The 26172-nt window shown below is 53.7% G+C and carries 23 protein-coding genes; 19 read left to right on the plus strand and 4 right to left on the minus strand.

The window, feature by feature from the left end:
* Nucleotides 1-57 precede the first annotated feature (57 nt).
* On the plus strand, nt 58-627 hold the full coding sequence (locus DPV68_RS07175) for a helix-hairpin-helix domain-containing protein (RefSeq protein WP_114166096.1): 570 nt from the start codon (nt 58-60) through the stop codon (nt 625-627).
* Nucleotide 628: 1 nt separating this feature from the next.
* On the plus strand, nt 629-2761 hold the full coding sequence (locus DPV68_RS07180; protein ID WP_114166097.1) for a ComEC/Rec2 family competence protein: 2133 nt from the start codon (nt 629-631) through the stop codon (nt 2759-2761).
* Nucleotides 2762-2820: 59 nt separating this feature from the next.
* On the opposite strand, the gene DPV68_RS07185 is transcribed toward DPV68_RS07180, so the two are convergent.
* Nucleotides 2821-2985 (minus strand): YqzM family protein, encoded by a 165-nt coding sequence (locus DPV68_RS07185; RefSeq protein WP_016508105.1) that lies wholly within the window; start codon nt 2983-2985, stop codon nt 2821-2823.
* A 90-nt stretch (nt 2986-3075) separates the two neighbouring features.
* Between DPV68_RS07185 and holA the strand changes: the two genes are divergently transcribed.
* Together holA and DPV68_RS07195 are read left to right on the plus strand one after the other, a co-directional pair.
* A complete protein-coding gene (gene holA / locus DPV68_RS07190; RefSeq protein ID WP_232819544.1) occupies nt 3076-4086 on the plus strand; it encodes a DNA polymerase III subunit delta in 1011 nt (336 codons plus the stop codon).
* 9 nt (nt 4087-4095) lie between these two features.
* Nucleotides 4096-4530 carry a GNAT family N-acetyltransferase gene (locus tag DPV68_RS07195; RefSeq protein ID WP_114166099.1) on the plus strand — a complete coding sequence of 145 codons (435 nt, stop codon included), beginning with the start codon at nt 4096-4098 and terminating at the stop codon, nt 4528-4530.
* 30 nt (nt 4531-4560) lie between these two features.
* Here DPV68_RS07195 and rpsT read toward each other — a convergent pair whose 3' ends face one another.
* A complete protein-coding gene (rpsT, locus tag DPV68_RS07200; protein ID WP_021065661.1) occupies nt 4561-4821 on the minus strand; it encodes a 30S ribosomal protein S20 in 261 nt (86 codons plus the stop codon).
* Nucleotides 4822-5041: 220 nt separating this feature from the next.
* Between rpsT and lepA the strand changes: the two genes are divergently transcribed.
* The 5 genes from lepA (at nt 5042) to hemW (ending at nt 11601) form a co-directional block, all read left to right on the plus strand.
* Nucleotides 5042-6865: a translation elongation factor 4 gene (gene lepA / locus DPV68_RS07205; protein ID WP_114166100.1), complete on the plus strand. Its 1824-nt coding sequence runs from the start codon at nt 5042-5044 to the stop codon at nt 6863-6865.
* Nucleotides 6866-6966: 101 nt separating this feature from the next.
* Entirely contained in the window at nt 6967-8043 is a 1077-nt protein-coding gene (gene serC / locus DPV68_RS07210) for a 3-phosphoserine/phosphohydroxythreonine transaminase (RefSeq protein WP_114166101.1), read from the plus strand.
* Complete coding sequence (locus DPV68_RS07215; protein WP_114166102.1) at nt 8021-9184, plus strand: 3-phosphoglycerate dehydrogenase family protein; 1164 nt, start codon at nt 8021-8023, stop codon at nt 9182-9184. The genes serC and DPV68_RS07215 overlap by 23 nt, the downstream gene beginning before the upstream one ends.
* 12 nt (nt 9185-9196) lie before the next feature.
* Nucleotides 9197-10381, plus strand: a complete 1185-nt coding sequence (locus tag DPV68_RS07220; protein ID WP_114166103.1) for a DUF1015 family protein — start codon at nt 9197-9199, stop codon at nt 10379-10381.
* Nucleotides 10382-10446: 65 nt separating this feature from the next.
* Nucleotides 10447-11601, plus strand: coding sequence for a radical SAM family heme chaperone HemW (hemW, locus tag DPV68_RS07225; protein WP_114166104.1), 1155 nt, complete (start codon nt 10447-10449; stop codon nt 11599-11601).
* A gap of 55 nt (nt 11602-11656) precedes the next feature.
* On the opposite strand, the gene DPV68_RS07230 is transcribed toward hemW, so the two are convergent.
* Nucleotides 11657-12262: a DUF1054 domain-containing protein gene (locus tag DPV68_RS07230; protein WP_114166105.1), complete on the minus strand. Its 606-nt coding sequence runs from the start codon at nt 12260-12262 to the stop codon at nt 11657-11659.
* Nucleotides 12263-12453: 191 nt separating this feature from the next.
* Between DPV68_RS07230 and hrcA the strand changes: the two genes are divergently transcribed.
* The 6 genes from hrcA to DPV68_RS07260 all read left to right on the plus strand — a co-directional run bounded on the left by hrcA (nt 12454) and on the right by DPV68_RS07260 (nt 18842).
* Nucleotides 12454-13476, plus strand: coding sequence for a heat-inducible transcriptional repressor HrcA (gene hrcA, locus DPV68_RS07235; protein ID WP_114166106.1), 1023 nt, complete (start codon nt 12454-12456; stop codon nt 13474-13476).
* A gap of 17 nt (nt 13477-13493) precedes the next feature.
* Nucleotides 13494-14066, plus strand: a complete 573-nt coding sequence (gene grpE / locus DPV68_RS07240; RefSeq protein WP_114166107.1) for a nucleotide exchange factor GrpE — start codon at nt 13494-13496, stop codon at nt 14064-14066.
* A 29-nt stretch (nt 14067-14095) separates the two neighbouring features.
* Nucleotides 14096-15919, plus strand: coding sequence for a molecular chaperone DnaK (dnaK, locus tag DPV68_RS07245; RefSeq protein ID WP_114166108.1), 1824 nt, complete (start codon nt 14096-14098; stop codon nt 15917-15919).
* Nucleotides 15920-16028: 109 nt separating this feature from the next.
* Nucleotides 16029-17135 carry a molecular chaperone DnaJ gene (gene dnaJ / locus DPV68_RS07250; protein ID WP_114166109.1) on the plus strand — a complete coding sequence of 369 codons (1107 nt, stop codon included), beginning with the start codon at nt 16029-16031 and terminating at the stop codon, nt 17133-17135.
* A gap of 18 nt (nt 17136-17153) precedes the next feature.
* Nucleotides 17154-18092 (plus strand): 50S ribosomal protein L11 methyltransferase, encoded by a 939-nt coding sequence (prmA, locus tag DPV68_RS07255; RefSeq protein WP_114166110.1) that lies wholly within the window; start codon nt 17154-17156, stop codon nt 18090-18092.
* A gap of 3 nt (nt 18093-18095) precedes the next feature.
* Nucleotides 18096-18842, plus strand: coding sequence for a 16S rRNA (uracil(1498)-N(3))-methyltransferase (locus DPV68_RS07260; protein WP_114166111.1), 747 nt, complete (start codon nt 18096-18098; stop codon nt 18840-18842).
* A gap of 83 nt (nt 18843-18925) precedes the next feature.
* On the opposite strand, the gene DPV68_RS07265 is transcribed toward DPV68_RS07260, so the two are convergent.
* On the minus strand, nt 18926-22585 hold the full coding sequence (locus DPV68_RS07265; protein WP_114166112.1) for a S8 family serine peptidase: 3660 nt from the start codon (nt 22583-22585) through the stop codon (nt 18926-18928).
* 332 nt (nt 22586-22917) lie between these two features.
* Here DPV68_RS07265 and DPV68_RS07270 point away from each other — a divergent pair, with 332 nt between their 5' ends.
* Genes DPV68_RS07270 through DPV68_RS07285 form a run of 4 tightly spaced genes read left to right on the plus strand, consistent with a single transcriptional unit; the run spans nt 22918 to nt 26088 of the window.
* Entirely contained in the window at nt 22918-23562 is a 645-nt protein-coding gene (locus tag DPV68_RS07270; RefSeq protein WP_114166113.1) for a class I SAM-dependent methyltransferase, read from the plus strand.
* Nucleotides 23559-24026 carry an S-ribosylhomocysteine lyase gene (locus tag DPV68_RS07275; RefSeq protein ID WP_021065678.1) on the plus strand — a complete coding sequence of 156 codons (468 nt, stop codon included), beginning with the start codon at nt 23559-23561 and terminating at the stop codon, nt 24024-24026. The genes DPV68_RS07270 and DPV68_RS07275 overlap by 4 nt, the downstream gene beginning before the upstream one ends.
* Nucleotides 24027-24965: a PLP-dependent cysteine synthase family protein gene (locus DPV68_RS07280; protein WP_114166114.1), complete on the plus strand. Its 939-nt coding sequence runs from the start codon at nt 24027-24029 to the stop codon at nt 24963-24965.
* Nucleotides 24931-26088 (plus strand): bifunctional cystathionine gamma-lyase/homocysteine desulfhydrase, encoded by a 1158-nt coding sequence (locus DPV68_RS07285; RefSeq protein ID WP_114166115.1) that lies wholly within the window; start codon nt 24931-24933, stop codon nt 26086-26088. Before DPV68_RS07280 ends, DPV68_RS07285 begins: the two co-directional genes overlap by 35 nt.
* Nucleotides 26089-26172: the final 84 nt, after the last annotated feature.

Raw genomic sequence — 26172 nt, forward strand, 5'->3', positions numbered from 1 at the left:
GTGCACCGATGGCCATTTCCTCATACTATAGGGGAGACTCACTCGAGGAGGAGACGTATGGAAAAGTGGAAACGATATGTCATCGTGCTGCTGATTGGACTGTTTATCGGGGTGGGCTATATGTTTTATTCGAAAGAACCGGAGACGCCGATGGTCGAACAGTTCATCGCGACACCCGAACCGGAAGTCGAGCCGAGCGTCCCGACCGAAATCGTCGTCTATGTAACTGGGGCAGTTGAGGCACCGGATATGTATACGATGCCGCAAGGGGCGCGTGTCGGAGATGTGTTGTCTCTCGCCGTCTTGACGGATGAGGCTGATCCCGAACAATTGAACTTGGCCCAACTGCTCGTCGATGGGACGAAAGTGAGCGTCCCGAAAAAAGGGGAGACGGTCGTTGTGCCGGCCGCTGAAGAAGCGAGCGGGGGGACGAACGGGGTCCATGTCAACAGTGCGACGAAAGAAGAATTGATGACCGTACCGGGAATTGGTCCGGCCAAAGCCGAAGCCATCCTGAATCACTTGAAGCAGAACGGTCCGTTCAAGTCGTACGAGGAGATCGGTGACGTCAAAGGATTCGGTGAGAAGACGCTAGAGAGCATGAAAGGGTATCTATTGGTGCCGTGACATGCCACTGTATCCACTGTTGCCGATCAGCCTATTCATTGCCGGGATGTACGGGTCGGTCACCCTCTGCCTCCTATTGTCTGTTGCCATCGCGTTCACCTGTCGCGGTCAATCCTTCTATGCGCATATCGGTGCCGTCCTGCTCGTCCTGTTCGTGTTCGTACGTCCTGACGCCGAACCGTTGCCGGAGGACGGGCCCTATCTGTTTGCCATCGAGAGCCGGCGGGACAACGGACTATCAGCGCGGCTGTATGGACAAATCGCCGGAACCGAAGGCGTGTTGACCGGACGAGATGTCGCGCTTGGCCGTCCGGGCGAAACATGTCTCGTCACATTCACAGACAGCGCATTCGCACCGTTACGCAATACGGGAGGATTCGATGAGGCGGCTTGGGCGCACGGTGCAGGGCTTATGTTCAAAGGGAACGACGTGTCGATTGAGGCGTGTCAACCGAGTAAAGGATTGAATGGTCGTCTGCTCCGCTGGAAAGAGCGACAGCTCACGAGAATCGAGGCGACGTATCGGACGGACGTGGCGCTCTATATGGAGGCGCTCCTATTCGGGGAAAGCCGTTTGCTCGACGAGGAGACGTCGTTCTCTTATCGAGTGACCGGGTTGTTACATCTGCTCGTCATCTCCGGGTCGCATATCGCCCTCCTCGTCTTGGCGTTCCGATGGTTGTTACGTGGTTTTCCGTTTCGTCGGGAGACGAAGACACAACTTATCATCACCGCGGTCACACTGTTCGGTTGGTTGACAGGTTTTTCACCCCCGGTCGCACGGGCCGTGCTCGTCGCCGATTTGTTGCTCGGGTTATCGCTGTTCGGAATTCACGTCCGCGACCCGATTCGGCTACTGAGTTGGTGTGGCGCGATGTTGCTCGCGATGCAACCGTATTTGCTATGGAACTTGGGGTTTCAATTGACAATCGTGATGACGTTGTTCTTGCTCGTGACCCGATCGATTTGGCATAGACCGTTCGGCTTGGCCATCTATGCCCAATGGTTCGGTCTCATCTTCCTATGGTCAGTCCAACCGATTATCTCGGTGTTGGCACCCATGTATAACGTCGTAGGCGCTTTCTTAATTTCCTGGATTGTCATTCCGCTCGCTCTTTTGGCATTCATCGTACCGGCGGTGGAACCGCTCCTCTACCCAATCCTCGACGGGTTGAATGGGACGTTCCGCTTGCATCATGACTGGCAGCCGTGGCTCCCATTGCATGAGTCCACACTTTGGCACGCTGTGGCGCTCGCTACCGGATTGTGGGTCGGGTTAATCTTACTCGAATGGAAACGGTGGACGGGGTGGGCGTTGGCGCTCGGCTCCCTTTTACTCCTGCATGTTACGTTGGAATGGACCGAGCAGCCTCGTGTCACGTTTTTAGATGTCGGACAAGGCGATGCCATCGTCGTCGAGTATGGTGAGGTGACCGGGGCCATCGACGTCGGCGGGGTGTATCAAGACCCGAACGAACAAAAACGCTCCACTTATGACCCGGGAGCGGACGTTGTCGCCCCGTATATATGGAAGCGGGGGGAACGTCGTCTCGATTTTTTGTTGCTCACCCATGCCGACCACGACCACATCGGAGGACTGACTGGGCTGCTCGATGCGATTCCCGTTGAGGAAGTATGGCTCTCGGCGGAAGTGGCGGACCATGACAAACGGGACGAATTGTTGGCCATTCTGGCCGAGTATGACGTCCCGGTTCGTCTCTTGTCGGCCGGAGACCGACCGTATCCGTGGATGTGGGTCGTCGCACCGGACGAGTCAGGAGAGGACGAGAATGCGAACTCGGTCTCACTATTTATGAAAGTAGGGGGCCTATCGTATTTATTGACCGGGGATTTGCCGGACACGCGGGAAGAGATGATTCCGACCGTTGACGTCGATGTGTTCAAGCTCGGACATCACGGGGCGGAGTCGTCCTCGAGTCATGAGTTGATCGAGCGGGTCGACCCGGAATGGATTGTCGTCAGTGTTGGAGCGAACAATCGCTACGGTCACCCCCACCCCGACACATTAGAGCGAATCGAAGGCAGACGGTTATTGCGGACCGATGAGGACGGGATGGTCGTCTGTGAACGAAATCGCTGTCGCGGGATTGTGACGAAGGCAGTACCGCCATGAAAAACTATGATAAACTAAAAAAGCGATTGCTCCCCCGGGGCAATCGCTTTCTGACTGACTTATAAGCTCAAGAACTTGATGAGGACACCGATCGCGAAGATGGTGAAGAAAAAGCCGAACGGGACGATGAAGCCGATTGCTGAATCGATGGCATCGTTACGTTTGCACTGCACGTCGTTCTCGAACGGGTTTTCGCTTTGTGGGCGAACAGAGTTAATATGCATAGTGAGTCCCTCCTTGAAATGGTTCCGTCCTAAGTATAGCGAATCAGTGAAGGATAATCTATGTTTAGATAAGAATAAATTGTGAAAGTGGTGTGTGTTTTGAATGAACCGTGGCTGCATAACGGAAAACTGTCGAACGTGTACGTCCTATTTGGGACAGAGAAATATTTACTGGAGACGTGGGAACGGGCGATCGTCAAAGCCGCTAACCCGTCTGGTGACCAATTTGATGTCATGCAGCTCGACTTGCACGAGACGTCACTCGACACGGCACTCGACGAAGCAGAGACAGTACCTTTTTTCAGCGAGTATCGGACCGTCATTGTCAAACATGCCCAGTTCTTGACGGGGGCGAAAGAAAAGCAGAAACAAAATGTCGAGCGCTTGACGGATTACGCGTTACAACCGGCGCCTTACTCTGTGCTCGTCTTTGTCATTGAAGCGGAAAAACTCGATGAACGAAAAAAAGTTGTCAAACGCCTGAAAGAACGGGCCATCGTCCTCGAAGCGAAAAAACCGAGCCAATCCGAATTAATGCGTTATGTCGGCGATGAATTGAATCGTCGTGGTCAAAAGATGGAGCGGGCGACCGTCGAGCGTCTGTTGTTCCTCTGTCAAGACGATTGGGGCAAACTCGTGCGCGAGCTTGAGAAGTTACAACTCTATGCAAGTGAAGGCGCCGATATCCCGATCGAGATTGTCAATGACTTGGTCCCGCGGACGCTCGAGGATAACGTGTTCCAACTGTCCGAATTTTTAGTGGCCCGACGTGCGGATGCGGCTCTTCGCCTCGTCCGGGATTTAGAGAAGCAAGGGCAAGAATTGATTGGTCTATTGTCGCTCCTCGCCCGACAGTATCGGAATATGTATCTCGCGAAACAGCTGACGGAGAAGGGGTATGGCGAGAAACAAATCGCCTCGAAAATCGGGGCACACCCGTACACGGTAAAACTCGCCTCACAAGCGAGCCGGAATTTCTCAGAGGCCCAGCTCGGCCGGGCACTGACGTTGATTGCCGATGCGGACGAGGTGATGAAGACGGGACGGGGCGACAAGCAAATCGTTTTCGATACGCTCGTCTGCCAATTGACATTACTATGAGGTGAAGACATGGGATTACAGGAAGTCGGACTAGAAGATGTGATTCCGCTCCGGCATGACGTGTTACGTCCGGGGCAGGCGATTGAAACGTGTTATTTTGAAGGGGATGACGCCGAGACGACTCGTCACTTCGCCTGGGTCGAAGATGGTCGTGTCATGTCGATTGCGACCGTCATGGAAGTGAAGCGTGACTTCGATGGTCAGACGGTGGCGTACCAACTCAGAGGGATGGCAACTGACCCGAAATCTGCTGGTCAAGGGATTGGCTCGGCCTTCTTACAGGCGCTCCACCGCGAGCTCGATGACGCTTGGTGGTGCAACGCCCGAGAAGTGGCAGTCCGTTTCTATGAACGGAACGGTCTAGTGAAGATCGGTGACGCGTTCGACATTCCGGGGATTGGACCCCACTATGTGATGAGAACCAAAAAAACAGCCGGCTCCTAATGGAGGCGGCTGTTCCGTTTTAGTCTCTAATTAGAGAGCTGCGATGCGAGCTGCGAGACGTGATTTGTCACGGCCAGCTTTGTTTTGGTGGATAAGACCTTTTGCTGCAGCTTTGTCGATTTTCTTCGTAGCGAGGACGAAAGCTTCTTGAGCAGCTTCTTTGTTTCCTTCGAGTACGAGAGCGTCAACACGTTTCACTGCTGTACGCATTGCTGCTTTCTCTTGCGAGTTCGCGACGCGACGCTTTTCAGAAGTTTTTGCACGTTTGATTGCTGATTTGATGTTTGCCATTGTTTTGTCACCCCCTGAAACAAGAAAGTGTATGTTCTCATTACTTCAAGTAATCATTCAACAGAACAAGCACAATTGTAGCAAACGGTTATTCGAAAAGCAACCACTTGATGATTATTCTGAAAACTATATGTGGTATTGTTGAAGTAGGTCGTACACATACACTTAGGATTTTGATATAATGACACGGTATGCATGAGAAGGATAGGTGAACCCATATATGAACAAACAAGAATTAGAGGATCGTCAGAAGAAGATTCGGAACTTTTCTATCATCGCTCACATCGACCATGGAAAGTCGACGCTCGCTGACCGGATTCTCGAGAGAACTGGTGCGCTCACGGCGCGTGAAATGAAAGAACAGACGCTCGACGCGATGGATCTCGAACGCGAACGCGGGATTACGATCAAGTTGAACGCTGTTAAATTGAACTATACCGCAAAAGATGGCGAAGAGTACATCCTTCACTTGATCGATACACCGGGACACGTCGACTTCACGTATGAAGTGTCGCGCTCACTTGCGGCTTGCGAAGGGGCCGTCCTCGTCGTCGATGCGGCGCAAGGGATTGAGGCCCAGACGCTTGCGAACGTTTATCTCGCACTCGATAACGACCTTGAAATCATCCCGGTCATCAACAAGATCGACTTGCCATCGGCCGACGTTGAACGCGTCCGTCAAGAGATCGAGGACGTCATCGGTTTGGATGCGAGTGACGCCGTACCGGCTTCAGCCAAGGCAGGGATTGGGATTGAAGAGATTCTCGAACAAGTTGTCGAACTCGTCCCAGCACCGACGGGAGATCCGTCAGCACCGCTCCAAGCACTTATCTTCGACTCATATTATGACGCCTATCGTGGCGTCGTCGCCTCGATTCGAATCGTCAACGGTTCGGTCAAAGTCGGGGACAAGGTCCAAATGATGTCGACGGGTAAATCGTTTGAAGTCACGGACCTTGGCGTCTCGACTCCGAAGCCTTTATCGGTGAAAGAATTGAATGTTGGAGACGTTGGTACGCTATCGGCGTCCATCAAGACGGTCGGTGACGTCCGTGTCGGGGATACGATCACGCTCGCTAAAAATCCTTCGACGGAACAGCTCCCAGGTTACCGGAAGATGAACCCGATGGTGTACTGTGGTCTATATCCGATTGACGCCGCCAAATATAACGATTTGCGCGAAGCGCTTGAACGGCTTCAGTTGTCGGATGCGGCACTCGAATTCGAACCGGAGACGTCCCAAGCACTCGGCTTTGGCTTCCGCAGCGGATTCCTTGGCATGCTCCATATGGAGATCATTCAAGAGCGGATCGAGCGTGAGTTCGGAATCGACTTGATTACGACGGCACCGTCGGTCATCTATCATGTCACGACGACGGCGGGCGAGGTTGTCCACGTCGATAACCCGTCGAAGATGCCGGAACAACAAAAAGTCGAGTCGATTGAAGAGCCATACGTCAAAGCGGCCATCATGACACCGAACGATTATGTCGGGGCCATTATGGAACTCTGTCAGAAGAAACGCGGCAGCTTCATCGATATGCAGTACATCGATACGACCCGCGTCAAAATCACGTACGACATCCCGCTCAGTGAAATCGTCTACGACTTCTTCGACCAGTTGAAATCAAGCACGAAAGGATATGCTTCGCTCGATTACGACTTGATCGGGTATCGCCCGTCACGCCTCGTCAAGATGGATATCCTCCTCAACAATGAACTCGTCGATGCGCTCAGCTTCATCGTTCACCGCGATTTCGCCTACGAACGCGGCAAGGTCATCGTCGAGAAATTGAAGGCGCTCATCCCGCGGATGCAGTTCGAAGTGCCGATTCAAGCAGCGGTCGGAACGAAGATCGTCGCCCGCTCGACGATTAAGGCGCTCCGTAAGAACGTCCTCGCTAAATGTTACGGCGGTGACATCTCACGGAAACGTAAATTGCTCGAGAAACAAAAAGAAGGTAAAAAGCGCATGAAGATGGTTGGTTCCGTCGAAGTGCCACAAGAAGCGTTCATGTCCGTCTTGTCGATGGACGAAGAATAATCGTTCGCCCTTATCTCCGGATAAGGGCGATTTTTCTCATTTGGCAGGATTCGGCACGTCGGGTACGGAATAGTACCCACTTACAGATAAAAAGAGGAGGAGTGGCGGTGGTCTATAATTTTTCAGCCGGGCCAGGCGTATTGCCGGAACCTGTCTTACGTGAAGTGCAAGCCGAGTTTCATTCCTATAAACAAGGGGTGTCCATCGTCGAGATGAGTCATCGTTCCGAAACGTTCGCCACGATTGTCGAGCAGCTCGAGATGAGACTGCGGCGGTTGATGCACATTCCTGACGACTACGCCGTCCTGTTCCTTCAAGGGGGAGCGACGCTGCAATTTTCGATGGTACCGATGAACCTACGCGCGACCGGTCGTTTCGCCTATCTCGACAGCGGGATTTGGTCGAAGAAGGCCATCGCCGATGCGAAACACTTCGGTAACGTCATCGTCGTGGGCAGTTCAGCCTCATCGAACTATGGCACAATTCCGGAGTGGCCGGAGCATATACAGGACGTCGATTATCTTCATGTGACGTTGAACAACACGATTGAAGGGACGCGCTATACGAAACTGCCGGACACGGGAGTCCCGCTCGTTGCCGACGTCTCGTCGAACATCTTGGCGGAAGCGATTGACGTCAAGCGCTATGGGCTATTATATGCCGGTGCCCAAAAAAATATCGGGCCGGCCGGATTGACGCTCGTCATCATCCGTCGCGATTTGATTGTCGACCGTGACTTGCCGTCATACCTCGCGTACAGCAAGCACGTTGATACGCTGCTCAACACGCCATCGACGTTCAGTCTATACGTCGCCGAGCGCGTGCTCGCCTGGGTCGAGGGAGAAGGCGGGGTCGAGGCGATGGAACGTCGCAACGTCGAGAAGAGTGGTCTGTTGTACGATGCTTTAGATGCATCGCCACTGTTTCATGCCGTCGTCTCGGGCAAGCAGCGGTCGCTGACGAACATCCCGTTCACGACCGGGGATGCCGAGACGGACCGGGCGTTTCAACGATTCGCCGAGGCACGCGGATTAATCGAGCTCGGGGGTCACCGTTCGGTCGGCGGCCTGCGAGCCAGTCTATACAACGCGATGCCGCTCGAAGGCGTGACACGTCTCATCGATGTGATGCATGAGTTTGAACAGGAGGGACAAGATGTTTCATATAAAAACGTATAATCAAATCGCAGAAGACGGGTTACGACGTTTCGAGCCGAGCGAGTATGCCGTCAATGACGCCGAACAAGCGGACGCCTGGGTCATTCGGAGCCATGACGTCCATCAGGCGGACATCCCGCCTTACTTGCTCGCCATCGCCCGGGCCGGTGCCGGCGTGAACAATATCCCGCTCGACCGGCTCGCCCGTCAAGGGGTCGTCGTGTTCCATACGCCGGGCGCGAATGCGAACGCGGTCAAAGAACTCGTGCTCGCCAGCATGCTGTTATCGGTCCGTCCGATTTTGGAAGGGGCGAACTGGGTCAACAATCATACGTTTGCCGATCAGACATCGCTCGAAGAAGCGATGGAACAACAGAAACGGCGTTTCGTCGGGTCCGAACTGCGAGGCAAGCGCGTCGGCATCGTCGGTCTCGGTGCAATCGGGGCGTCGCTCGCGAACGATTTGCTCCATCTCGGCATCGACGTCATCGGGTACGACCCGCACTTATCGGTCGACGGGGCCTGGAATATCTCACAACAAGTAAAACGGGCGAAGCAGTTGAGCGAGTTGCTCGTCGACGTCGACATCCTGACGATTCATATGCCGCTCACGGATGACACGCGCCACATGATTGATGCGACATGGTTCAAGCAGATGAAACCGGGCGCTACCGTTTTGAATTTCGCCCGGGGTGAACTCGTGAATGACGCCGATTTGTTAGAAGCGCTCGATGACAACGTGGCGACATACATCACCGACTTCCCGAAACAAGTGCTGCTCGGACATCCGCAAGTCGTCGCCTTCCCGCATCTCGGCGCCTCGACCCACGAGTCTGAGGTGAACTGTGCAATCCAAGCCGTCGATACGCTCAAACTGTATCTCGAGACCGGTAGTATCCGAAACTCGGCCAATTTCCCGAACACGGAACTCCCTTACGTCGGCAAGCGGCGTTTGGCCGTGCTCCATTTGAACGTCCCGAACATGGTCGGTCAAATCGCGAGCCGGCTCGCCGAGAACGGAATCAATATCGACAACATGGTCAACCGGAGCCGCAACGACGTAGCCTATACGTTGATTGACATCGACAACCACAAACATGAGACGCTATCCGTGCACGCTTTATATGACATCGAGGGCGTCATGCGCGTCCGCGAATTTTAAGGAGGAATGACCATGGTCGTATTCAAACCGTTTGCCCCATACATGCCAAAACATCCCGAGAACGTTGCCGCTGACCCGTACGATATCGTCAGTGTCGAACAGGCTCGTGAAGACGTCGAACAGCGTCCCGATTCATTTCTTGCGGTCGATAAGCCGGAACTGTTCACGGCGGACATGCCGCTCGAAACGTGGGGACAACGAGCCCGTCATGAGCTCGAACGGCTTTATAAGAGCGAGTTGACCGAACGGACCCACGGGTTTTATGTTTACCGGCTCATCGATCAAGGGCGTGTCCAGACAGGGCTCGTCGCCACATTCTCGGTGACCGATTATGAGGCCGGTCGCATCAAGATTCATGAGCACACCCGTGCCGCGAAAGAACGCGAACGCGTCGAGCACGTATCGGCGACGAAAGCGCACACCGGCCCGATTTTGATGAGCCACGCGCCGGACGAAGGGTTGCGTCGCATCTTGGACGACGCGACGACAGGAGAGGCGTTGTTTGCCTTCACGGACAGTGAAGGTGTCATCCATGAAGGCTATGCCGTGCCATCCAAGCATCAAGCGCGCGTCATCATGATCGGAGCCACCATTCCGGCCATCTATATCGCCGACGGGCATCACCGTGCCAAAGCCGCGGCCGTCGTCGCCCGGAGTCCGATTCATGAAGGGGAATCGAAACAAGAGCGGGATCATTTCCTCGGCGTCCTCTTCCCGAGCGATGAGCTGACGATTTTGCCGTATCATCGGATTTTGAATCAAGTGGCCCATGAAGAAGTGATGGTGCTGCTCGAAAGTCTGGATTTCTCGTATGACATCGAGTCGGTCCCTTTCTTGTATGTCCCGAACGAGCGGGGCACGTTCGGTTTTTCTAACTGGGGCGAACATTTCATGCTCAAAAAACGACAGACGACGACGGCGCTCGACGTCGAGACGTTGCAACGAGATGTGCTCGAACCATATTTTCACGTCACGGACGTTCGCACTGATCCTCGCATCGATTTCATTGGCGGCAAGGATGCCCTGACACGCCTCATCCACTTGGCTGGACGTAGGGACGTCGTCGTGTTGACGTGCCACGCCACGGCGATGGAAGAGTTGATGCGCGTCGCCGATGAGAGCGGTCAAATGCCGCCAAAATCGACGTGGTTCGAACCGAAATTGAAGAGCGGTCTGTTCATTCATCGGTTCGATTGAACGTGCAGAGTGGCGTCACGACGTGAAAAGCGTTATAAATGGAAGAGAAGAAAGGGGTGGCCGCCATGGCTAAAGCCGTATATCTTCACATTCCATTTTGTGAACATATTTGTTATTACTGCGATTTCAACAAGGTGTTCTTGAAGAACCAACCGGTTGATGACTATTTAGATGCACTTGAACGAGAAATCAAACTCTCGCTCAAACAATATCCGACCGATACGATCGAGACGATCTTTATCGGCGGCGGGACACCGACCGCACTCGATGAGGCGCAGATGAAACGTCTCATGGATATGGTCGCGCGTCACTTGCTCCCGCTCGCGTCGCCGAATCTCGAATACTCGGTCGAGGCGAACCCGAACTTCGTGAGCGCCGAGAAGCTTGATACGATGAAACAGGGCGGCGTCAACCGCGTCAGTTTCGGTGTCCAAACGTTCGATGACGGCGGACTCGAACGGATCGGACGGACACACCGGGCCGATGACGTGTTCGCGACCGTGACAGAGGCCGCGAAGCGATTCGATAACATTTCAATCGACTTGATGTTCGGCTTGCCGGAGCAGACGCTTGAGCAGATCGAGCGCGACCTCGACTTGGCGTTCAAGCTTCCGATTCAACACGTGTCTTCCTATTCGTTGATCCTCGAGCCGCACACCGTGTTCGCGATTCAAGAACGAAAAGGAAAGCTGCGCCTTCCGGGCGAGGACATCGAAGTCGCGATGTATTTGAAAGTGATGGAGACGCTCGAACGTCGCGGTTTGAAGCAATACGAGATTTCGAACTATAGCCTCGAAGGACGCGAGAGCCGTCACAACCAAGTGTACTGGCGCAACGAAGAGTATTATGGTTTCGGGGCCGGAGCGCACAGTTATTTGAACGGGGAACGGCGGGCGAACATCGCCCCGATTCCGCACTATATCAAGGAGGAAGGGCTACCGGTTCGCAATACGACGACGCTCGAGACGTTCGAGAAGATGGAAGAGGAACTGTTCCTCGGACTCCGGATGCGTCAAGGCGTGTCGTTTGCGACGTTCGAGTCGAAGTATGGTGTGTCGATGCGTTCGGTGTTCGGGCACGTCTTGACTGAGCTTGAGGCGAAACGGTTGATCGAGACGACGGACACACACGTCCGCTTGACCGAATCTGGGCTCCCGCTCGCCAACGAGGCGTTCGCCGCTTTCATCGGCGAGGCACGGATGATCGACTCACCGGAATAGACATCGATGTCATAAACACAAGGGCGAACCCGGATTGGGTTCGCCCTTGTTTTGGTCATAAGACAAGATCGCGGTAAAGCGGCAGGAGCCGGCTGAACGTGTCCTCGACGAGCGCGAGGAACGCGGCTTCGTTTTGGAGAATCGACGCATCGGCCGGAAGTTGACGTCCAATCAAGAAGTCGGCTTTCTTCACGGTCGCGAACCGTTCCGTGATTGCCTCAATCGATTCAGCTGACGAATCCTCAATTAAGAACGCGTCTTTTTTCATATGATCCCCGGCGACATGGAAGTCGGGGAACTCTGATTTGAAGTCGATCGTCATGAGTCGACGGCCGATCGCTTCTTTGTTCGGCATCTCATAGATGAAGGCGAGCCAAATGAAGACGCGATCATCGAACAGGCCGACTTGGAAATGGGGATGTTTCTTATAGCCGCGCTTATCATGGCAAATGGCCATCCACGTGTCTTTCGGTGGATTGACTGTGCGACGGGCATGTTTGGCGACATGCAGATAGAGCGGGAGACCGACATCGGCCTCAAGTTGAGGACCGACCTCGTCATAGATTCGGTGGAACAGCGGTTGAATCTCAGCACGGATCCCAGCCATCCGGGCATCGAGTCCGTCTTGTGTGAATACGTTAAATTGTTGTGTTGTAAACATCTAATCACCTCAATTTGTATCATACCGAAACTTGAAGAGACATGCATACCGGAAGGCTTCAATGGACAGGAAAAAATGAGGCGAATGAATTGACAAATGTGGAGAACATGATAATATTTGAAGTGTGATTAGCACTCGATGAATATGAGTGCTAACAAAGTAAGGCCAATCCTTCAGAGAGGAGTGACGTTGTGCTGACAGAGAGACAATTGCTCATTTTACGAGCCATTATTGATGATTATATTCAAACGGCCCAACCCGTCGGTTCGCGGACGTTATCGAAGCGGGATGACTTGTCATTCAGTTCGGCGACGATCCGAAATGACATGGCCGATTTAGAAGATTTGGGTCTGATTGAAAAGCCGCACACGTCGGCCGGACGCATCCCGTCTGAAGTCGGTTATCGGTACTATGTCGACCATCTCGTCGAGACGAAAATCATCGACGAGCGGGCGACATATCATCTCGGCGAACGACTTCGTGCCTCGGCCCAAGAGTCGGAAGTACTCATCCGTCAAGCCGCTGACCTACTCTCTGATTTGACCAATTATACGACGGTGGCACTCGGACCCAACAGCCAGATGAATCGGTTGGCCCGAATCGATTTGATGCCGCTCGATGAGCGACGCGGTGTCGTCTTGATCGTGACCGATCAAGGACACGTCGAACATCGGACGGTCGTATTCGATTCACCGATGGCGCCGGATGTGGTCGAACAGACGGTTCGGTTCTTGAACAATCGTCTGAAAGGAACTCCACTCGGTCAGCTGAAGCTTCGAATTGGAGAAGAAGTGTCCAAGCTTCACCTCGCGCATCAAGAACAATTTGAGTTCATGATGCAACTCATTCAATCGACCGTCGGCGTTCACCATCCTGCTTCACTTTACCTAGGCGGGAAGAAGAACATCTTCAATCAACCTGAGTTTCAGACGCTTGATACGCTGCGTCCGTTCCTTGAATGGATCGATGAGCAGGAGCGATTGACCGACTGGCTCGAATCGTTGCCAAACCGGGAGATTTATGTGAGCATTGGAAGCGAGAATGGCATCGTCGCGCTTCAAAATTGTAGCGTTATCACCTCCGACTATACGCTCGACGGCCAGACATTCGGCACGATCGCGATGATTGGGCCGACTCGGATGGATTATCGACACGGGGTTCAAATGATGGGACAAATTATTGAGGCGCTCAGGCGAACGAAATTAGAAGAGTGATGGAAAGGAGCCTCATTATGACAACTGACAAACAAAACGGGCCAGGGCCAGAAGAAGTGCTCGAAGAAAAAGATTTTGATCCGAAACAGATGGAGACAGTAGAAGCTGAAGAGGTTTCAAATGTTGAGTTTGTGGAAGAAACTTCTGAAGGGACGGATTTACAGAAAGAGATCGACGCACTCAAAGCGAGCGAGCTCCGCATCCGCGCGGACTTTGACAACTTCCGACGCCGGACGAACGAAGAGAACGCGAAACGTGTGAAGTTCGCTTCACAGACGGTCGTCGAGAAATTGATTCCGCTCATCGACAACTTTGAACGGGCGCTCCAAGTCGAAGCGAATTCGGAAGACGCCAAGCAGATTCAAGCCGGCGTCGACATGATTCACCGCCAGTTGCTCGACGTTTTGAACGGTGAGAACGTCGAAGTGATCGACGCGGTCGGACAACCGTTTGACCCGAACTATCATCAAGCGGTCATGCAAGAGCCGAGCGATGAGTTCGAGTCAGGGATCGTGACGATGGAGCTTCAAAAAGGGTACACAATGCACGGACGTGTCATTCGTCCGAGCATGGTAAAAGTCTCAGAATAACATTACTTAATTAGATGGAGGAATAGACAATGGGTAAAATTATCGGAATTGACTTAGGGACAACGAACTCATGTGTGGCAGTGATGGAAGGTGGCGAAGCGGTCGTCATCTCGAACGCGGAAGGGAACCGTACGACACCTTCTGTCGTCGCATTTAAAGGCGAAGAGCGTCAAGTCGGTGAAGTCGCGAAACGTCAGGCCATCACGAACCCGAATACGATCCAGTCGATTAAACGTCATATGGGTACTTCGCATACAGTAGAAGTCGATGGTAAGAAATTCACACCGCAAGAGATCTCGGCGATTATCTTACAAAAATTGAAAAAAGATGCGGAAGACTACCTCGGTGAGTCAGTGACAGAAGCGGTCATCACTGTTCCTGCTTATTTCAACGACGCCGAGCGTCAAGCAACGAAAGACGCAGGGAAAATTGCTGGACTTGATGTCAAGCGGATTATCAACGAGCCGACAGCGGCGGCACTCGCTTACGGACTCGACAAAGGCGAAGACCACACGATTTTGATTTATGACCTCGGTGGCGGTACGTTCGACGTGTCGATTCTCGAACTTGGCGACGGCGTCTTCGAAGTTGTTGCGACGGCAGGGGACAACCGTCTCGGCGGTGACGACTTTGACCAAAAAGTCATCGACTATCTCGTATCTGAATTCAAAAAAGAGAACGGCATCGACCTCGCCCAAGACAAGATGGCACTCCAACGTTTGAAAGATGCAGCTGAAAAAGCGAAGAAAGATCTCTCAGGCGTGACAAGCGCACACATCAGCCTTCCGTTCATCACGGCCGGAGCGGCTGGTCCGCTTCACCTTGAAACGACGCTCACGCGTGCGAAATTCGATGAGTTGACAGCCGACCTCGTCGAGCGCACGATGGAACCGACACGCCGCGCGTTGAAAGACTCTGGTCTCACACCATCTGACCTCGACAAAATCATCCTCGTCGGTGGTTCGACTCGTATCCCAGCGGTCCAAAAAGCAATTCACGACTTCACGAAGAAAGAGCCGTTCAAAGGTGTCAACCCGGATGAAGTTGTTGCTCTCGGTGCGGCGATCCAAGGTGGGGTCCTCGCTGGTGACGTCAAAGATGTCGTCCTCCTCGACGTGACTCCGCTCTCGCTCGGTATCGAGACGATGGGTGGCGTGATGACGAAGTTGATTGAACGTAACACGACAATCCCGACATCGAAATCACAAGTCTTCTCGACGGCAGCTGACAACCAGCCGGCCGTAGACATTCACGTCCTCCAAGGAGAACGTCCGATGGCGCCGGATAACAAGACGCTCGGCCGCTTCCAATTGACGGACATCCCGCCGGCACCACGCGGTGTGCCGCAAATCGAAGTCAAATTCGACATCGATGCGAACGGAATCGTTCACGTATCGGCGAAAGACCTCGGTACGAACAAAGAGCAGTCGATCACGATTCAATCGTCTTCAGGTATCGATGAGGCTGAAATCGAGCGCATGGTAAAAGAAGCGGAAGCGAACGCAGAAGCGGACAAACAGCGTAAAGAAGAAGCCGAACTCCGCAACGAGACGGACCAACTCATCTTCGCGACAGACAAAGCGATCAAAGACCTCGGCGACAAAGTCGACGCGGCGGACAAAGAGCGTGCTGAAGCGGCGAAAGAAAAAGCCAAGTCAGCCCTCGAAGGCACAGACCTCGAAGCAATCCGGACGGCGAAAGACGAATTGTCAAACGTCGTTCAAGAATTGACGCAAAAAGTATATGCGAACATGGCTGAAGAGCAAGGTGCTGAAGGTGCCGAGACACAGACGGAAGCGAAAGACGACAACGTCGTCGACGCGGAGTTTGAAGACCTCGACGATCGTAAATAAGGCAACCGATAGATAGGAGAGCGCCAAAGCAGGTTTCTGCTTTGGCTCTTTCCATGTTAAGGTAGATTCGGTAGAATCTTAGTTTAGACAGTGTAGAGGAGAGAGTAACGTGGCGAAACGAGATTACTATGAAGTGCTTGGCCTGGATAAATCGGCCTCGGCACAAGACATCAAGCGGGCATATCGTAAGCTCGCACGACAATATCACCCAGACATCAACCAAGAGCCGGATGCGGCTGAGAAATTTAAAGAGCTCGGCGAAGCGTATGAAGTGCTGTCAGACGAGCAAAAACGGGCCCAATACGACCGCTTCGGTTTTGAAGGGGCCAGCCAGTTCGGTGGCGGTGGCGACTTCCAAGGCGGTTTCGGCGACATTTTTGACATGTTCTTCGGTGGCGGCGGACGTCGTCAAGACCCGAACGCCCCACGTCGCGGCGAAGATTATCAATACGTCGTCGACCTCGATTTCATGGAGAGCGTGACCGGTAAGACGGAAACGATCGACCTTGAGATCGAAGTGGAATGTGACACGTGCATGGGCAGCGGCGCCAAACCGGGAACGAAACCAGAGACGTGTGGCCGTTGTGGCGGCAGCGGTGTCGAGACGGTCGAACAGAACACGATTCTCGGCCGGATGGTCAACCAGCGGACGTGTAGCCAATGTCACGGCAGCGGCAAGACGATTAAAGAAAAATGTGACACGTGCCACGGCTCAGGCCACGTCAAAAAACAGAAGCAAGTCGAAGTCAAGATTCCGGCCGGGATTGACAACGGCCAACAAATTCGTCTCTCCGGTAAAGGCGGCCCAGGTCATAACGGCGGGCCAGCCGGAGACCTATATATCGTCGTCCGCGTCCGGGCCCATGAGATCTTTGAACGGGTCGACCAACACATCACGATGGAGATGCCGGTCACGTTCGCTCAGGCCGCACTCGGTGCCGAGCTCGAAGTTCCGACCGTCCACGGCAAGGTGAGTTTGAAAGTTCCGGCCGGCACGCAAACCGGGTCGAAATTCCGATTGCGCGGCAAAGGGATGCCGAGCGTCCGCGGCGGCGGCAATGGCGACCAGTACGTCAATATCGTCATCATGACGCCGACGAACATGACCGACCGCCAAAAAGAATTGCTCCGTGAATTCGAAGAGATTAGCGGAGAAGCAGGCGTCGAAGAACAACACGGCCTGTTCCAAAAGATGAAGAAGTTTTTTAGCCAGTAAAAGGAGCGTGTTCAAACAATGAAATGGTCTGAAATTTGTGTCCACACGACACAGCAAGCAGTCGAAGCCGTATCGAATTTACTACATGAAGTGGGGGCACAAGGGGTCGTCATCGAGGACGTCGAGGACTACGACCAGATGATGGCCGAAGACCATTTCGGAGAGGTTTGGGACATTTCCGGACGCGAATCATATCCGACGTCTGGCGTCTACGTGAAAGCGTACGTCCCGGCCTCGGGTGATTTCCAAGACACCCTCGCCGCGCTCAAAAAAGAAGTGGATGGCTTGCGTCATGTGCTCGATATCGGTACCGGTGACGTGACGGTCGTCGAGATGGACGAAGAGGACTGGGCCCACTCGTGGAAGCAGTACTACAAGCCCGTCAAAATCTCGCAACATTTGACGATCGTCCCGCTTTGGGAAGATTACGAGCCACAACCGGAAGAGAACGTCATCTTGCTCGATCCGGGCATGGCGTTCGGGACGGGTACGCATCCGACGACGATGCTCTGCATTCAGGCGATCGAAAACTATATCCGACCGGGTGACCGGCTAATCGATGTCGGCACTGGGTCGGGCGTGCTCGCCATCGCCGCGGCGAAACTCGGAGCCGAACGGGTCGATGCGCTCGATTTGGATGCGGTCGCCGTCGAATCGGCGCGTCAAAACGTCGAGACGAACGATGCGCAAGACGTCGTCGATGTGAAGACGGGGGATCTGCTAAAAGGGATGACGGGCGAGTATGACCTCGTCGTCGCCAATATTTTGGCCGACGTCATCATGCTGTTCATCGATGACGCTTACGCGCGCGTCAAGTCAGGCGGTTACTTCATCACGTCTGGAATCATCGGTCAAAAGCGGGCCGAAGTGACGGCTGCGCTCGAAGCGTCCGGTTTCACGATTGTAGAGACACGAGTCATGGAAGACTGGGTCGCCATCATCGCGAAGAAGGACTAAGCTATGCAACGTTATTTCTTACCGCGCGAATCATTTGTCAATGACATGGCCACGTTACCGGCCGACGTCGTCTATCATATCGGCACGGTGCTTCGGGAAAGTCCTGGGTATCGTATGGTGCTTTTAGATGGTACCGGTCTCGAGTATGAGGCCGAGGTCGTGACGCTCGAGAAGAAGAGGGGGACGGCCCGAGTGCTCGAACGTCGTCAAGCGACGACCGAACTTCCCGTCGACGTGACACTCGCCTATGCGCTTCCGAAAGGCGATAAAGTCGAACTCGTCGCCCAAAAAGGGACCGAACTCGGCATGCATCACTTTTGGGTGTTCGAGTCGAAGCGCTCGGTCGCCAGATGGGACGCCAAAAAGGCACCGAAAAAAGTTGAACGGCTCCAAAAAATCATGCAGGAAGCGGCCGAACAGTCGTACCGCGCCGTCGTTCCGATGTGCCAACACATCACACCTCGAGAACTGGCGGACCGAATCGATGCGTTCGACGCCGTCGTCATCGCCTATGAGGAAGAAGCAAAGCAAGGGGAGCAAGCAGCGTTTGTGACCATATTGCAAGCACTGCGTCCTGGGGCAAAACTACTGCTCATTGTCGGGCCGGAAGGCGGCTTTGACGAAAGTGAAGTGAACGAGTGGATGGAGCGCGGGGCACGGGCCTGTGCGTTCGGACCGCGCATCTTGCGTTCGGAGACGGCTCCGCTCTATGCGCTCGCAGCTGTGTCTTATGCGCTCGAATTAAATTAACACCTCAAACGGCTCTCGCGGATGCGGGAGCCGTTTTTTGAGAAGACAGAAGGGCTCGCATAATCACTGCGAGCCCTTGCTTATTATTTGACGAGTGTGATCGTCTTCGTCGTCACGTTTCCGGCGAGGTCAGTCGCCTCGAACGTGAACGTGTTCTCACCTGAGGTCACAGGAAGCGTGACCGTCTGCGTTTTTGCGAACGAACGCATCACATAAGGTGCTTTCAACGCCTGACTGAACTTCAAGTCACCGTTGACGACGAGTTTCACTTCGTCGAAGTTGTCTTTCACCGTCACAGCGACATCGACCGTCGTTTGTTTTTTACCAATCTTCTTCGGCAGTTTTCCGATTTCAATCACGGCTGGTGTCGTGTCCACGAAAATGGCGCGTTGGAAGTTGGTGGTGTTTCCGGCCGCATCCTCGGCGACGAACCGCAACTTATGGACACCGTCCGCAAACGTCCGCGTCGTGTTGAAGACATGTTCTTTCTTCGCATCATCCCACGAGAGCGGCACGTCAACACCGTCGACTTGGAACGACTGGATCGCAGATGCGTCTTGAATCGTTCCAGAGATCGGAATGACCGATGTCGCGTATGGCGTCAAAGCGAGCGGGGCGTTCACGAACACGCCTGGCTTATCCGCGTCTGTCGAGTAAGCGACCGTCTTCGTCGTGCTGTTGCCAGCGTGATCGACGACGCGAACGCTGACTTGATCGGCGTCACTGACGCCTGCGAACGTATAGGCTTTGCCGTCAGCTTGCTTGGCGACGGATTTCCCGTTCAAGAAGTATTCGACTGAATGGATGCCTGAGAATTCATCTTTCGCTTCGACCGCCAAGCTGTCCCCTTGCCATTTCGTCGTGAACGTCGGGTCCGTGTAATCGACTTTGACCGGGAAGCGAAGCGTCTGGGCTTGCTTCTTCATGTAGTCGATGCTTCCTTCGATTTCATAGAAGTATTTGCCGGCCGGGGCTGGTTTGCCGTTCAACTGACCATCCCATGTGTAGGCGGCCGAGTAGTAATAAGGTGTGTTGGCACCGCCGTCAAAGTAGTTTTTGCGAAGCTCTTCGTCTTGGAACAACGTCCGGACGACATTGCCGGCTTCGTCAACGATGCGATACTTGACGTCCTTGGCGTTACGGAGCAACGAGAACACCGGTACGGCAACGTCTTTTGAGCCATCCTTGTCTGGTGAGAAGGCGATCGCATCGGCGTCGACCGACTTGTCGAGGTTCGAACCGAGATAATTTCCTGTCTCATCGACCATGCCCGACACTTCATAGAACGAGCCATCTTCATAGATGGAAGCATCGAAGATTGGCGCCTTGCCCCAGTCGCCTTCAAAACCGACGAACGGCACGACGAGTGACGGGTTGCCCTCAGCACCGTTGACGTCCGTCAAGCGGACGAATCCATCGACGAAGTAACCGTTCTCGAAGACGTCTTTCGCCGGTACGAGACCGTCGAGCGTTTTCGGATTGAGCACTTGCGCTTTCGAGACGTCGAGTGCGACTTTGAGTTCTACTTTCGCGTTCGGTTTTACTTTGACCGTACTGACTTTCTTCCCGTTGACCGTCACTTGGGCATTCTCGAGCGCTTGGGCTTCCATCGCGTTTTGAACGAGTCCGGCCGTCTTCTCGACGGCGAGGTCGGTTTGGAGTGACGAAGACACGTTATACGATACGGCCTTGTCCGACAAGTTCTCCACGACAAGCGTGAACGTCGCCTTGCTGCGGTTCAATTCTTTGAGCGCGACTTTCGCCTCTTTTGTATTCTTCTCGTACGCAATCGCTGGTGTCGAGACGGCAGCATGCAATTGCATCAAGCCAGCGCCTCCGCGACGTGGCGTGTACGGAAGGTTTTGTTGCAACTGTTTGTTGAGCGGTCCGATATCCGTGACCGCTTTCGACGTGTTGATGAGCAAATTCTTCGCCATCGTCACACGTGCCGTGCCCGTCAAGTTGAAATCGCGGTCGACGCGCTCGAGGACGAGGGCGGCTCCACCGGCTACGTGTGGGGCAGCCATTGATGTACCGCTCATCAAGCCGTACTGGTTATCGTTCAACGTCGAGAAGATTTGACCACCCGGTGCCGAAATCTCCGGTTTGAAGTCAAGGTTTGGCGTCATGCCCCACGACGTGAAATTCGAGAGCTGTCCGGCCGCGCCGTTGACGACGCTGAGGCGATCGCCGGCAAAGCCGATTGTCATCTGTTCACCAGCGAGGAGACGTTGTTGCAACGTGTTCCCGTCTTTGATGCTGAGCGAGGCCATCGGGATTTTCGGGTTGGCCAATGCCATGCTCACATAATCGCCGTGACCGACGGCTCCGCGGACGATGACGCCGGCCGCGCCGTTCGCTTCGGCTGTCTGTTGAATGTTTGAATAGAAGTAACTGCCGTCGCGGACCGCGAGGACAATTTTTCCTTTGACGTCTTTCCCGACGTACTGGCTCGGTTGACCGTCGCCAACGTAAACGAGGTCATAGTCACCTTGTGTGAAGGCAGGACCGTCTTGTTTTTTCCAACCGATTTTGTCTGTGGCGTCACCCGACTTGACCGAGAACGCGTCCAATTGAATTTGATCGTTCTCGAGAGAAGCGACCGATGTCGACGCCGAGCTGACGCTCGGGGCACCGACGACGCCCGTGTCAGGGTTATCGGCGTACGGCAGGTCATACCCGTTCCCGAAGTAGGCCGAGTTCCCAGCTGAAATGGACATGAACACACCGTTATCGACTGCGCGTTGTACTGCTTGTTGTTCCGGTGAATCGGCATCAACAAATCCGGCCGTTGAGCCGAGACTCATGTTGATGACGTCCGCACCTAGTTTGATCGCGTCATCGATGGCTTTGATGTAGATATCCCCATATGTCGAAGCGTAGTTCGGATCGTTACTAAATACTTTGAGCCCGAGCACTTGCGCCTCTGGAGCGACACCTTTCAAGCCACCGGCCGCTTCATCCCCGTTGGCGGCGACCGTACCCGAGACGTGCATTCCATGCATGGAGGCGCCAGGTGAATCGTCACGGATATCATCGTTCTCATCATAATAGTTATAAGCGTAAGGAACTTTTCCGTTTATGTAAGCTCCAGGCATGCCGAACGTGCTGACGGCCGTCTCGACTTCTGTTTGAGACAACTCGGCTTTTGAATTATCCGTAAGACGGAAGTCACGGTGGTCGGCGTCAACGCCTGTATCGATGACGGCAACGACCGTCCCTTCACCGGTATATCCGTAATCGCCCCAAGTTTGTTGTGCCTGAACCATCCCATTACTTGTGACCATATCGGGTTTTACTTCTGGCCGTTCGTATTCATTGACTAGATGAACACGGGCGACTTCTGGCAACGCCTCGATTCGTTGAATGTCTGCAGTAGACAGTTCCAAACTAAAGCCGTTGAAGACGGTCGTGAACTCTTCGAGTGTCACAACTTTGACGCCTTGTGTTGAGATGGCCACTTTCGCTTTGTTCTGTTCGGCTTTGACGAGCTTCTGGGCACCGTCTTTCTCTGACTTCGTCAATTCATTGAATTTCTTGCCTTTCTTTTTCGCTTGCTCGATGGCTGGGGCACCTACAAGTTCGACGACGACTCGCACCTTCTCGTGCTTATCGTTCGTGTTCACGCTCTGTTTGACGCTTGGTTTCGCCATGACAGGTTCTGCGCCGAGGCCGAGCAGGGCAGGGGTCAACGCGAGGCAAGTTGCGAGAGAGACGTTTAAATAAAATTTTGGTTGTGGCAATTTGATCTCCTCCAATTCGTTTTCTTTTTGAAGAAATGAATCTATTTGTGGAAAATGATAGCGGATAAATGATAGAAATTCCTTTTATTTTTTTTAAAGTAAGGGTAATGAATTTGCACAAATTAAAAAATTCTGACAATTACTTTGGACCTATACACCTACAACGGCAGATAGCTCCTTTTTATTTTTTTACGTTGGAAGGCGAAAAACAAATCTACTAATTGAAGCAGACAATATACTTGAGATTTTAATCCAAAATTGATACAGTCTGTAGTAGATAAATCATATAAAACTTATCGATATAGTCGGAATAAAGATGATGGGGTGACAGCATGGGATTACAATTCATGGACATTTTTAAAGAATGGGCGTCAGAATACGACGCGACCGTGACCGGACATGACGAACAATATCGTGAAGTGTTCGCCGGATACGAGACGATGCTCAATGAGGTCGTCGACCAACTAGAAGGCCGGGTCATGGAGTTCGGAAGTGGGACAGGGAACTTAAGCGCAAAAATCTTGGAGCGGCACGAATTGATTTCGGTCGAACCGTCTCCAGAAATGCGGGCCGTCGCAGCCGAGAAGTTACAACTCGACATCGTCGACGGTGACTTCCTTAACTATCCGACGGATCGACCGGTTGATACGATCGTGTCGTCTTATGCGTTCCATCATTTGACGGATGACGAGAAACGAACGGCGATTCGAAGCTACGTCGAGCATCTCGACGCCCCGCGCTTTGTCTTGCTCGATACGATGTTCGCCTCGCAATCGGCGAAACGGGACATCTTGGACTGGGCCGAAGCGAACGGCTATACCGATTTACTCGAGGATTTGAATCGAGAATTTTATCCGTATACCCAGACGATTCAAGCGATGCTCGAAGCGAACGGCTATACGGTCACCCTCACGCAAAAAAATAAATTCGTCTGGCTAGTCGTGGCCACGAAACAATCAGGAGGAACTCAATCATGAAAAGTTATAAAGTCGAAAGTTTTAATTTGGACCATACGAAAGTACAAGCGCCTTATGTCCGTTTAGCCGGAGTGAAGAAAGGGACGGCCGATACGATTTATAAATATGACATTCGTTTCATTCAACCGAACGAAGGGCTCATGCCGATGCGTGCCGTCCATTCGCTCGAGCATTTGATTGCTGAAAACAGCCGCAGCCACTCGAATCAAATCATCGACGTGTCGCCGATGGGTTGCCAAACAGGCTTCTATTGGACGATGTTGAACGATGGGGATTACGAAGCGATGCTCGACCTCGTCGAAGCGACGCTCCGCGACGCGGCCAATGCGACGGAGTTGCCGGCGCAAAACCCGATTCAATGCGGAAGCGCGAACCATCATGATTTCGAGGGCGCGAAGAAACTCGCGGCCGATATGCTCGCCAAACGTGACGAATGGCACATTATCTTCAAGGACGAAGCGTAAATGATTGTCCAAAGCGTCTATGAATTGATTGGAGAGACGCCTCTGCTTGAGTTACGGACGTTGCCGGTACCTCCGGGTGTAAAAATATATGGCAAGCTTGAGATGATGAATCCGGGCGGTAGCGTCAAGGACCGTCTCGGTTTGCAGTTGGTTGAACGGGCACTCGAACGCGGACAACTTGAACGCGGGGGAACGGTCGTCGAACCGACGGCCGGGAATACCGGGATCGGGCTTGCGCTCGCTTGTCAACGTCACGGCATCAGGTTGATCACGGTCACGCCGGAGAAGTTCAGTCAAGAAAAGCAAGCGCTCATGGCGCTCCTCGGGGCGACCGTCGTCAACACGCCGACAGAGCTCGGGATGAAAGGTGCCATCGCGCGAGCGAAGGAGCTCGCCATCGAACATGACGCCTATGTGCCGGAGCAGTTCTCGAATCCGGATAATCCGGACGCGTACGTCGACACGCTCGCCGAGGAACTCATGACCGACCTCCCGAACATCGACGTGTTCATCGCCGGGGCCGGCTCAGGGGGGACGTTCACGGGTGTCGCGAGCAAGTTGCGGCCGAACGGGACGAAGACGATCGTCGTCGAACCGGTCGGGTCGATTATGAACGGCGGAGAACCAGGGCCGCACAAGACAGAAGGTATCGGTGTCGAGGTGTGGCCGGCGTTCTTGCCGCGCGACCTTATCGACGGGATTTATACGATCTCCGACGAGGAGGCGTTCTATTATGTCGCCCACCTCGCCAAACACGAAGGACTGCTCGTCGGGAGTTCATCCGGCGCGGCCATTGCGGCATGCGTACAAGAAGCGGTTAAAATGACAGAAGGCGTCATCGTGACAATTTTACCGGACAGCGTCGAGCGTTATTTAAGCCAAGGCATAGTCAAGGAGGCAGAACATGCGTACAAAAACAGCACTCATTCACGGCGGTAAGACGACGGATTCATTAACAGGAGCCGTCACGCCACCGATTTATCAGACGAGCACGTATAAGCAAGACGGGATCGGCAATCTTCGGGAAGGGTATGAATATTCGCGGACGGCCAACCCGACCCGGACGGCACTGGAGACGCTCATCGCCGATATCGAGGGCGGTGCTCGCGGATTTGCATTCGGTTCTGGGATGGCAGCCATCTCGACGATTTTAATGTTAATGAAATCAGGGGACCACGTTATCGTCGGTTCTGACGTATATGGGGGAACGTACCGTGTATTCAATCGAGTATTTCAATCACTTGGCTTGGAGGCATCTTTTGTCGATACGGCCGATACACAAGCGGTCCGTGAAGCGCTTCAACCAAACACGAAAATGATTTACGTCGAGACACCGACGAACCCGCTGTTGAATGTGACCGACATGCGCCTCATCCGCGCCATCGCTGACGAAGCGGACGTCCTGTTCGTCGTCGACAACACGTTCATGACACCGTATTTCCAAAACCCGATCGAGTTCGGGGCGGACTATGTGCTTCATAGCGCCACGAAATATTTGGGCGGTCATAGCGACGTCGTCGCTGGTCTCGTCGTCGCTCGGACAGAAGAGCTCGGGGAGCGCTTGGCGTTCTTGCAAAACTCGGTCGGCGCGGTACTTGGACCGCAAGACAGTTTCCTCGTCGTCCGCGGCATCAAGACGCTCGCGGTCCGTATGGAAGAGATTGAAGCGAATGCGCTCGCCCTCGTCGACTACTTGACGAAGCACGAGGCAGTGAGCCGTGTCCTGCATCCGAGCGTCGGCAGTGAGGATGCGAAGCGGGTCCACTTATCACAGGCACGCGGTTTCGGTGGGATGATTGCCTTCGACGTCGGTTCAGCCGAGGCGGCGGAACTTGTCGTTGCGAAGACGAAGTACTTCACGCTCGCCGAAAGTCTAGGCGCAGTCGAGAGCTTGATTAGCGTCCCAGCCCGGATGACGCATGCGTCAATTCCGGCCGAACGCCGCCTCGAGCTCGGGATTACGGACGGACTCGTCCGCATCTCGGTCGGCCTTGAAGATGTACAAGACTTGATTGAAGATTTGGAGCAGGCGCTAACGACCGTAGCGACGATTCCGAACTAAGATTCGTAATGATTTGAGGTGTGCTCGCGAGCGCACCTCTTTTATCGTGTTCAGGGTAAAAAAATCGCTTGAATGTGCGAATCG

The sequence above is a fragment of the Exiguobacterium sp. TNDT2 genome, from assembly GCF_003331145.1.
In the GTDB taxonomy this organism is placed as follows: domain Bacteria; phylum Bacillota; class Bacilli; order Exiguobacteriales; family Exiguobacteriaceae; genus Exiguobacterium.

What these genes read in the sequence shown, in the direction of transcription:
- DPV68_RS07175 (WP_114166096.1), top strand. Translation starts at nt 58, where the DNA reads ATGGAAAAGTGGAAACGATATGTCATCGTGCTGCTGATTGGACTGTTT.
- DPV68_RS07180 (WP_114166097.1), top strand. Translation starts at nt 629, where the DNA reads ATGCCACTGTATCCACTGTTGCCGATCAGCCTATTCATTGCCGGGATG.
- DPV68_RS07185 (WP_016508105.1), bottom strand. Translation starts at nt 2,985, where the DNA reads ATGCATATTAACTCTGTTCGCCCACAAAGCGAAAACCCGTTCGAGAAC.
- DPV68_RS07195 (WP_114166099.1), top strand. Translation starts at nt 4,096, where the DNA reads ATGGGATTACAGGAAGTCGGACTAGAAGATGTGATTCCGCTCCGGCAT.
- rpsT (WP_021065661.1), bottom strand. Translation starts at nt 4,821, where the DNA reads ATGGCAAACATCAAATCAGCAATCAAACGTGCAAAAACTTCTGAAAAG.
- lepA (WP_114166100.1), top strand. Translation starts at nt 5,042, where the DNA reads ATGAACAAACAAGAATTAGAGGATCGTCAGAAGAAGATTCGGAACTTT.
- DPV68_RS07215 (WP_114166102.1), top strand. Translation starts at nt 8,021, where the DNA reads ATGTTTCATATAAAAACGTATAATCAAATCGCAGAAGACGGGTTACGA.
- DPV68_RS07220 (WP_114166103.1), top strand. Translation starts at nt 9,197, where the DNA reads ATGGTCGTATTCAAACCGTTTGCCCCATACATGCCAAAACATCCCGAG.
- hemW (WP_114166104.1), top strand. Translation starts at nt 10,447, where the DNA reads ATGGCTAAAGCCGTATATCTTCACATTCCATTTTGTGAACATATTTGT.
- DPV68_RS07230 (WP_114166105.1), bottom strand. Translation starts at nt 12,262, where the DNA reads ATGTTTACAACACAACAATTTAACGTATTCACACAAGACGGACTCGAT.
- grpE (WP_114166107.1), top strand. Translation starts at nt 13,494, where the DNA reads ATGACAACTGACAAACAAAACGGGCCAGGGCCAGAAGAAGTGCTCGAA.
- dnaK (WP_114166108.1), top strand. Translation starts at nt 14,096, where the DNA reads ATGGGTAAAATTATCGGAATTGACTTAGGGACAACGAACTCATGTGTG.
- prmA (WP_114166110.1), top strand. Translation starts at nt 17,154, where the DNA reads ATGAAATGGTCTGAAATTTGTGTCCACACGACACAGCAAGCAGTCGAA.
- DPV68_RS07260 (WP_114166111.1), top strand. Translation starts at nt 18,096, where the DNA reads ATGCAACGTTATTTCTTACCGCGCGAATCATTTGTCAATGACATGGCC.
- DPV68_RS07270 (WP_114166113.1), top strand. Translation starts at nt 22,918, where the DNA reads ATGGGATTACAATTCATGGACATTTTTAAAGAATGGGCGTCAGAATAC.
- DPV68_RS07275 (WP_021065678.1), top strand. Translation starts at nt 23,559, where the DNA reads ATGAAAAGTTATAAAGTCGAAAGTTTTAATTTGGACCATACGAAAGTA.
- DPV68_RS07280 (WP_114166114.1), top strand. Translation starts at nt 24,027, where the DNA reads ATGATTGTCCAAAGCGTCTATGAATTGATTGGAGAGACGCCTCTGCTT.
- DPV68_RS07285 (WP_114166115.1), top strand. Translation starts at nt 24,931, where the DNA reads ATGCGTACAAAAACAGCACTCATTCACGGCGGTAAGACGACGGATTCA.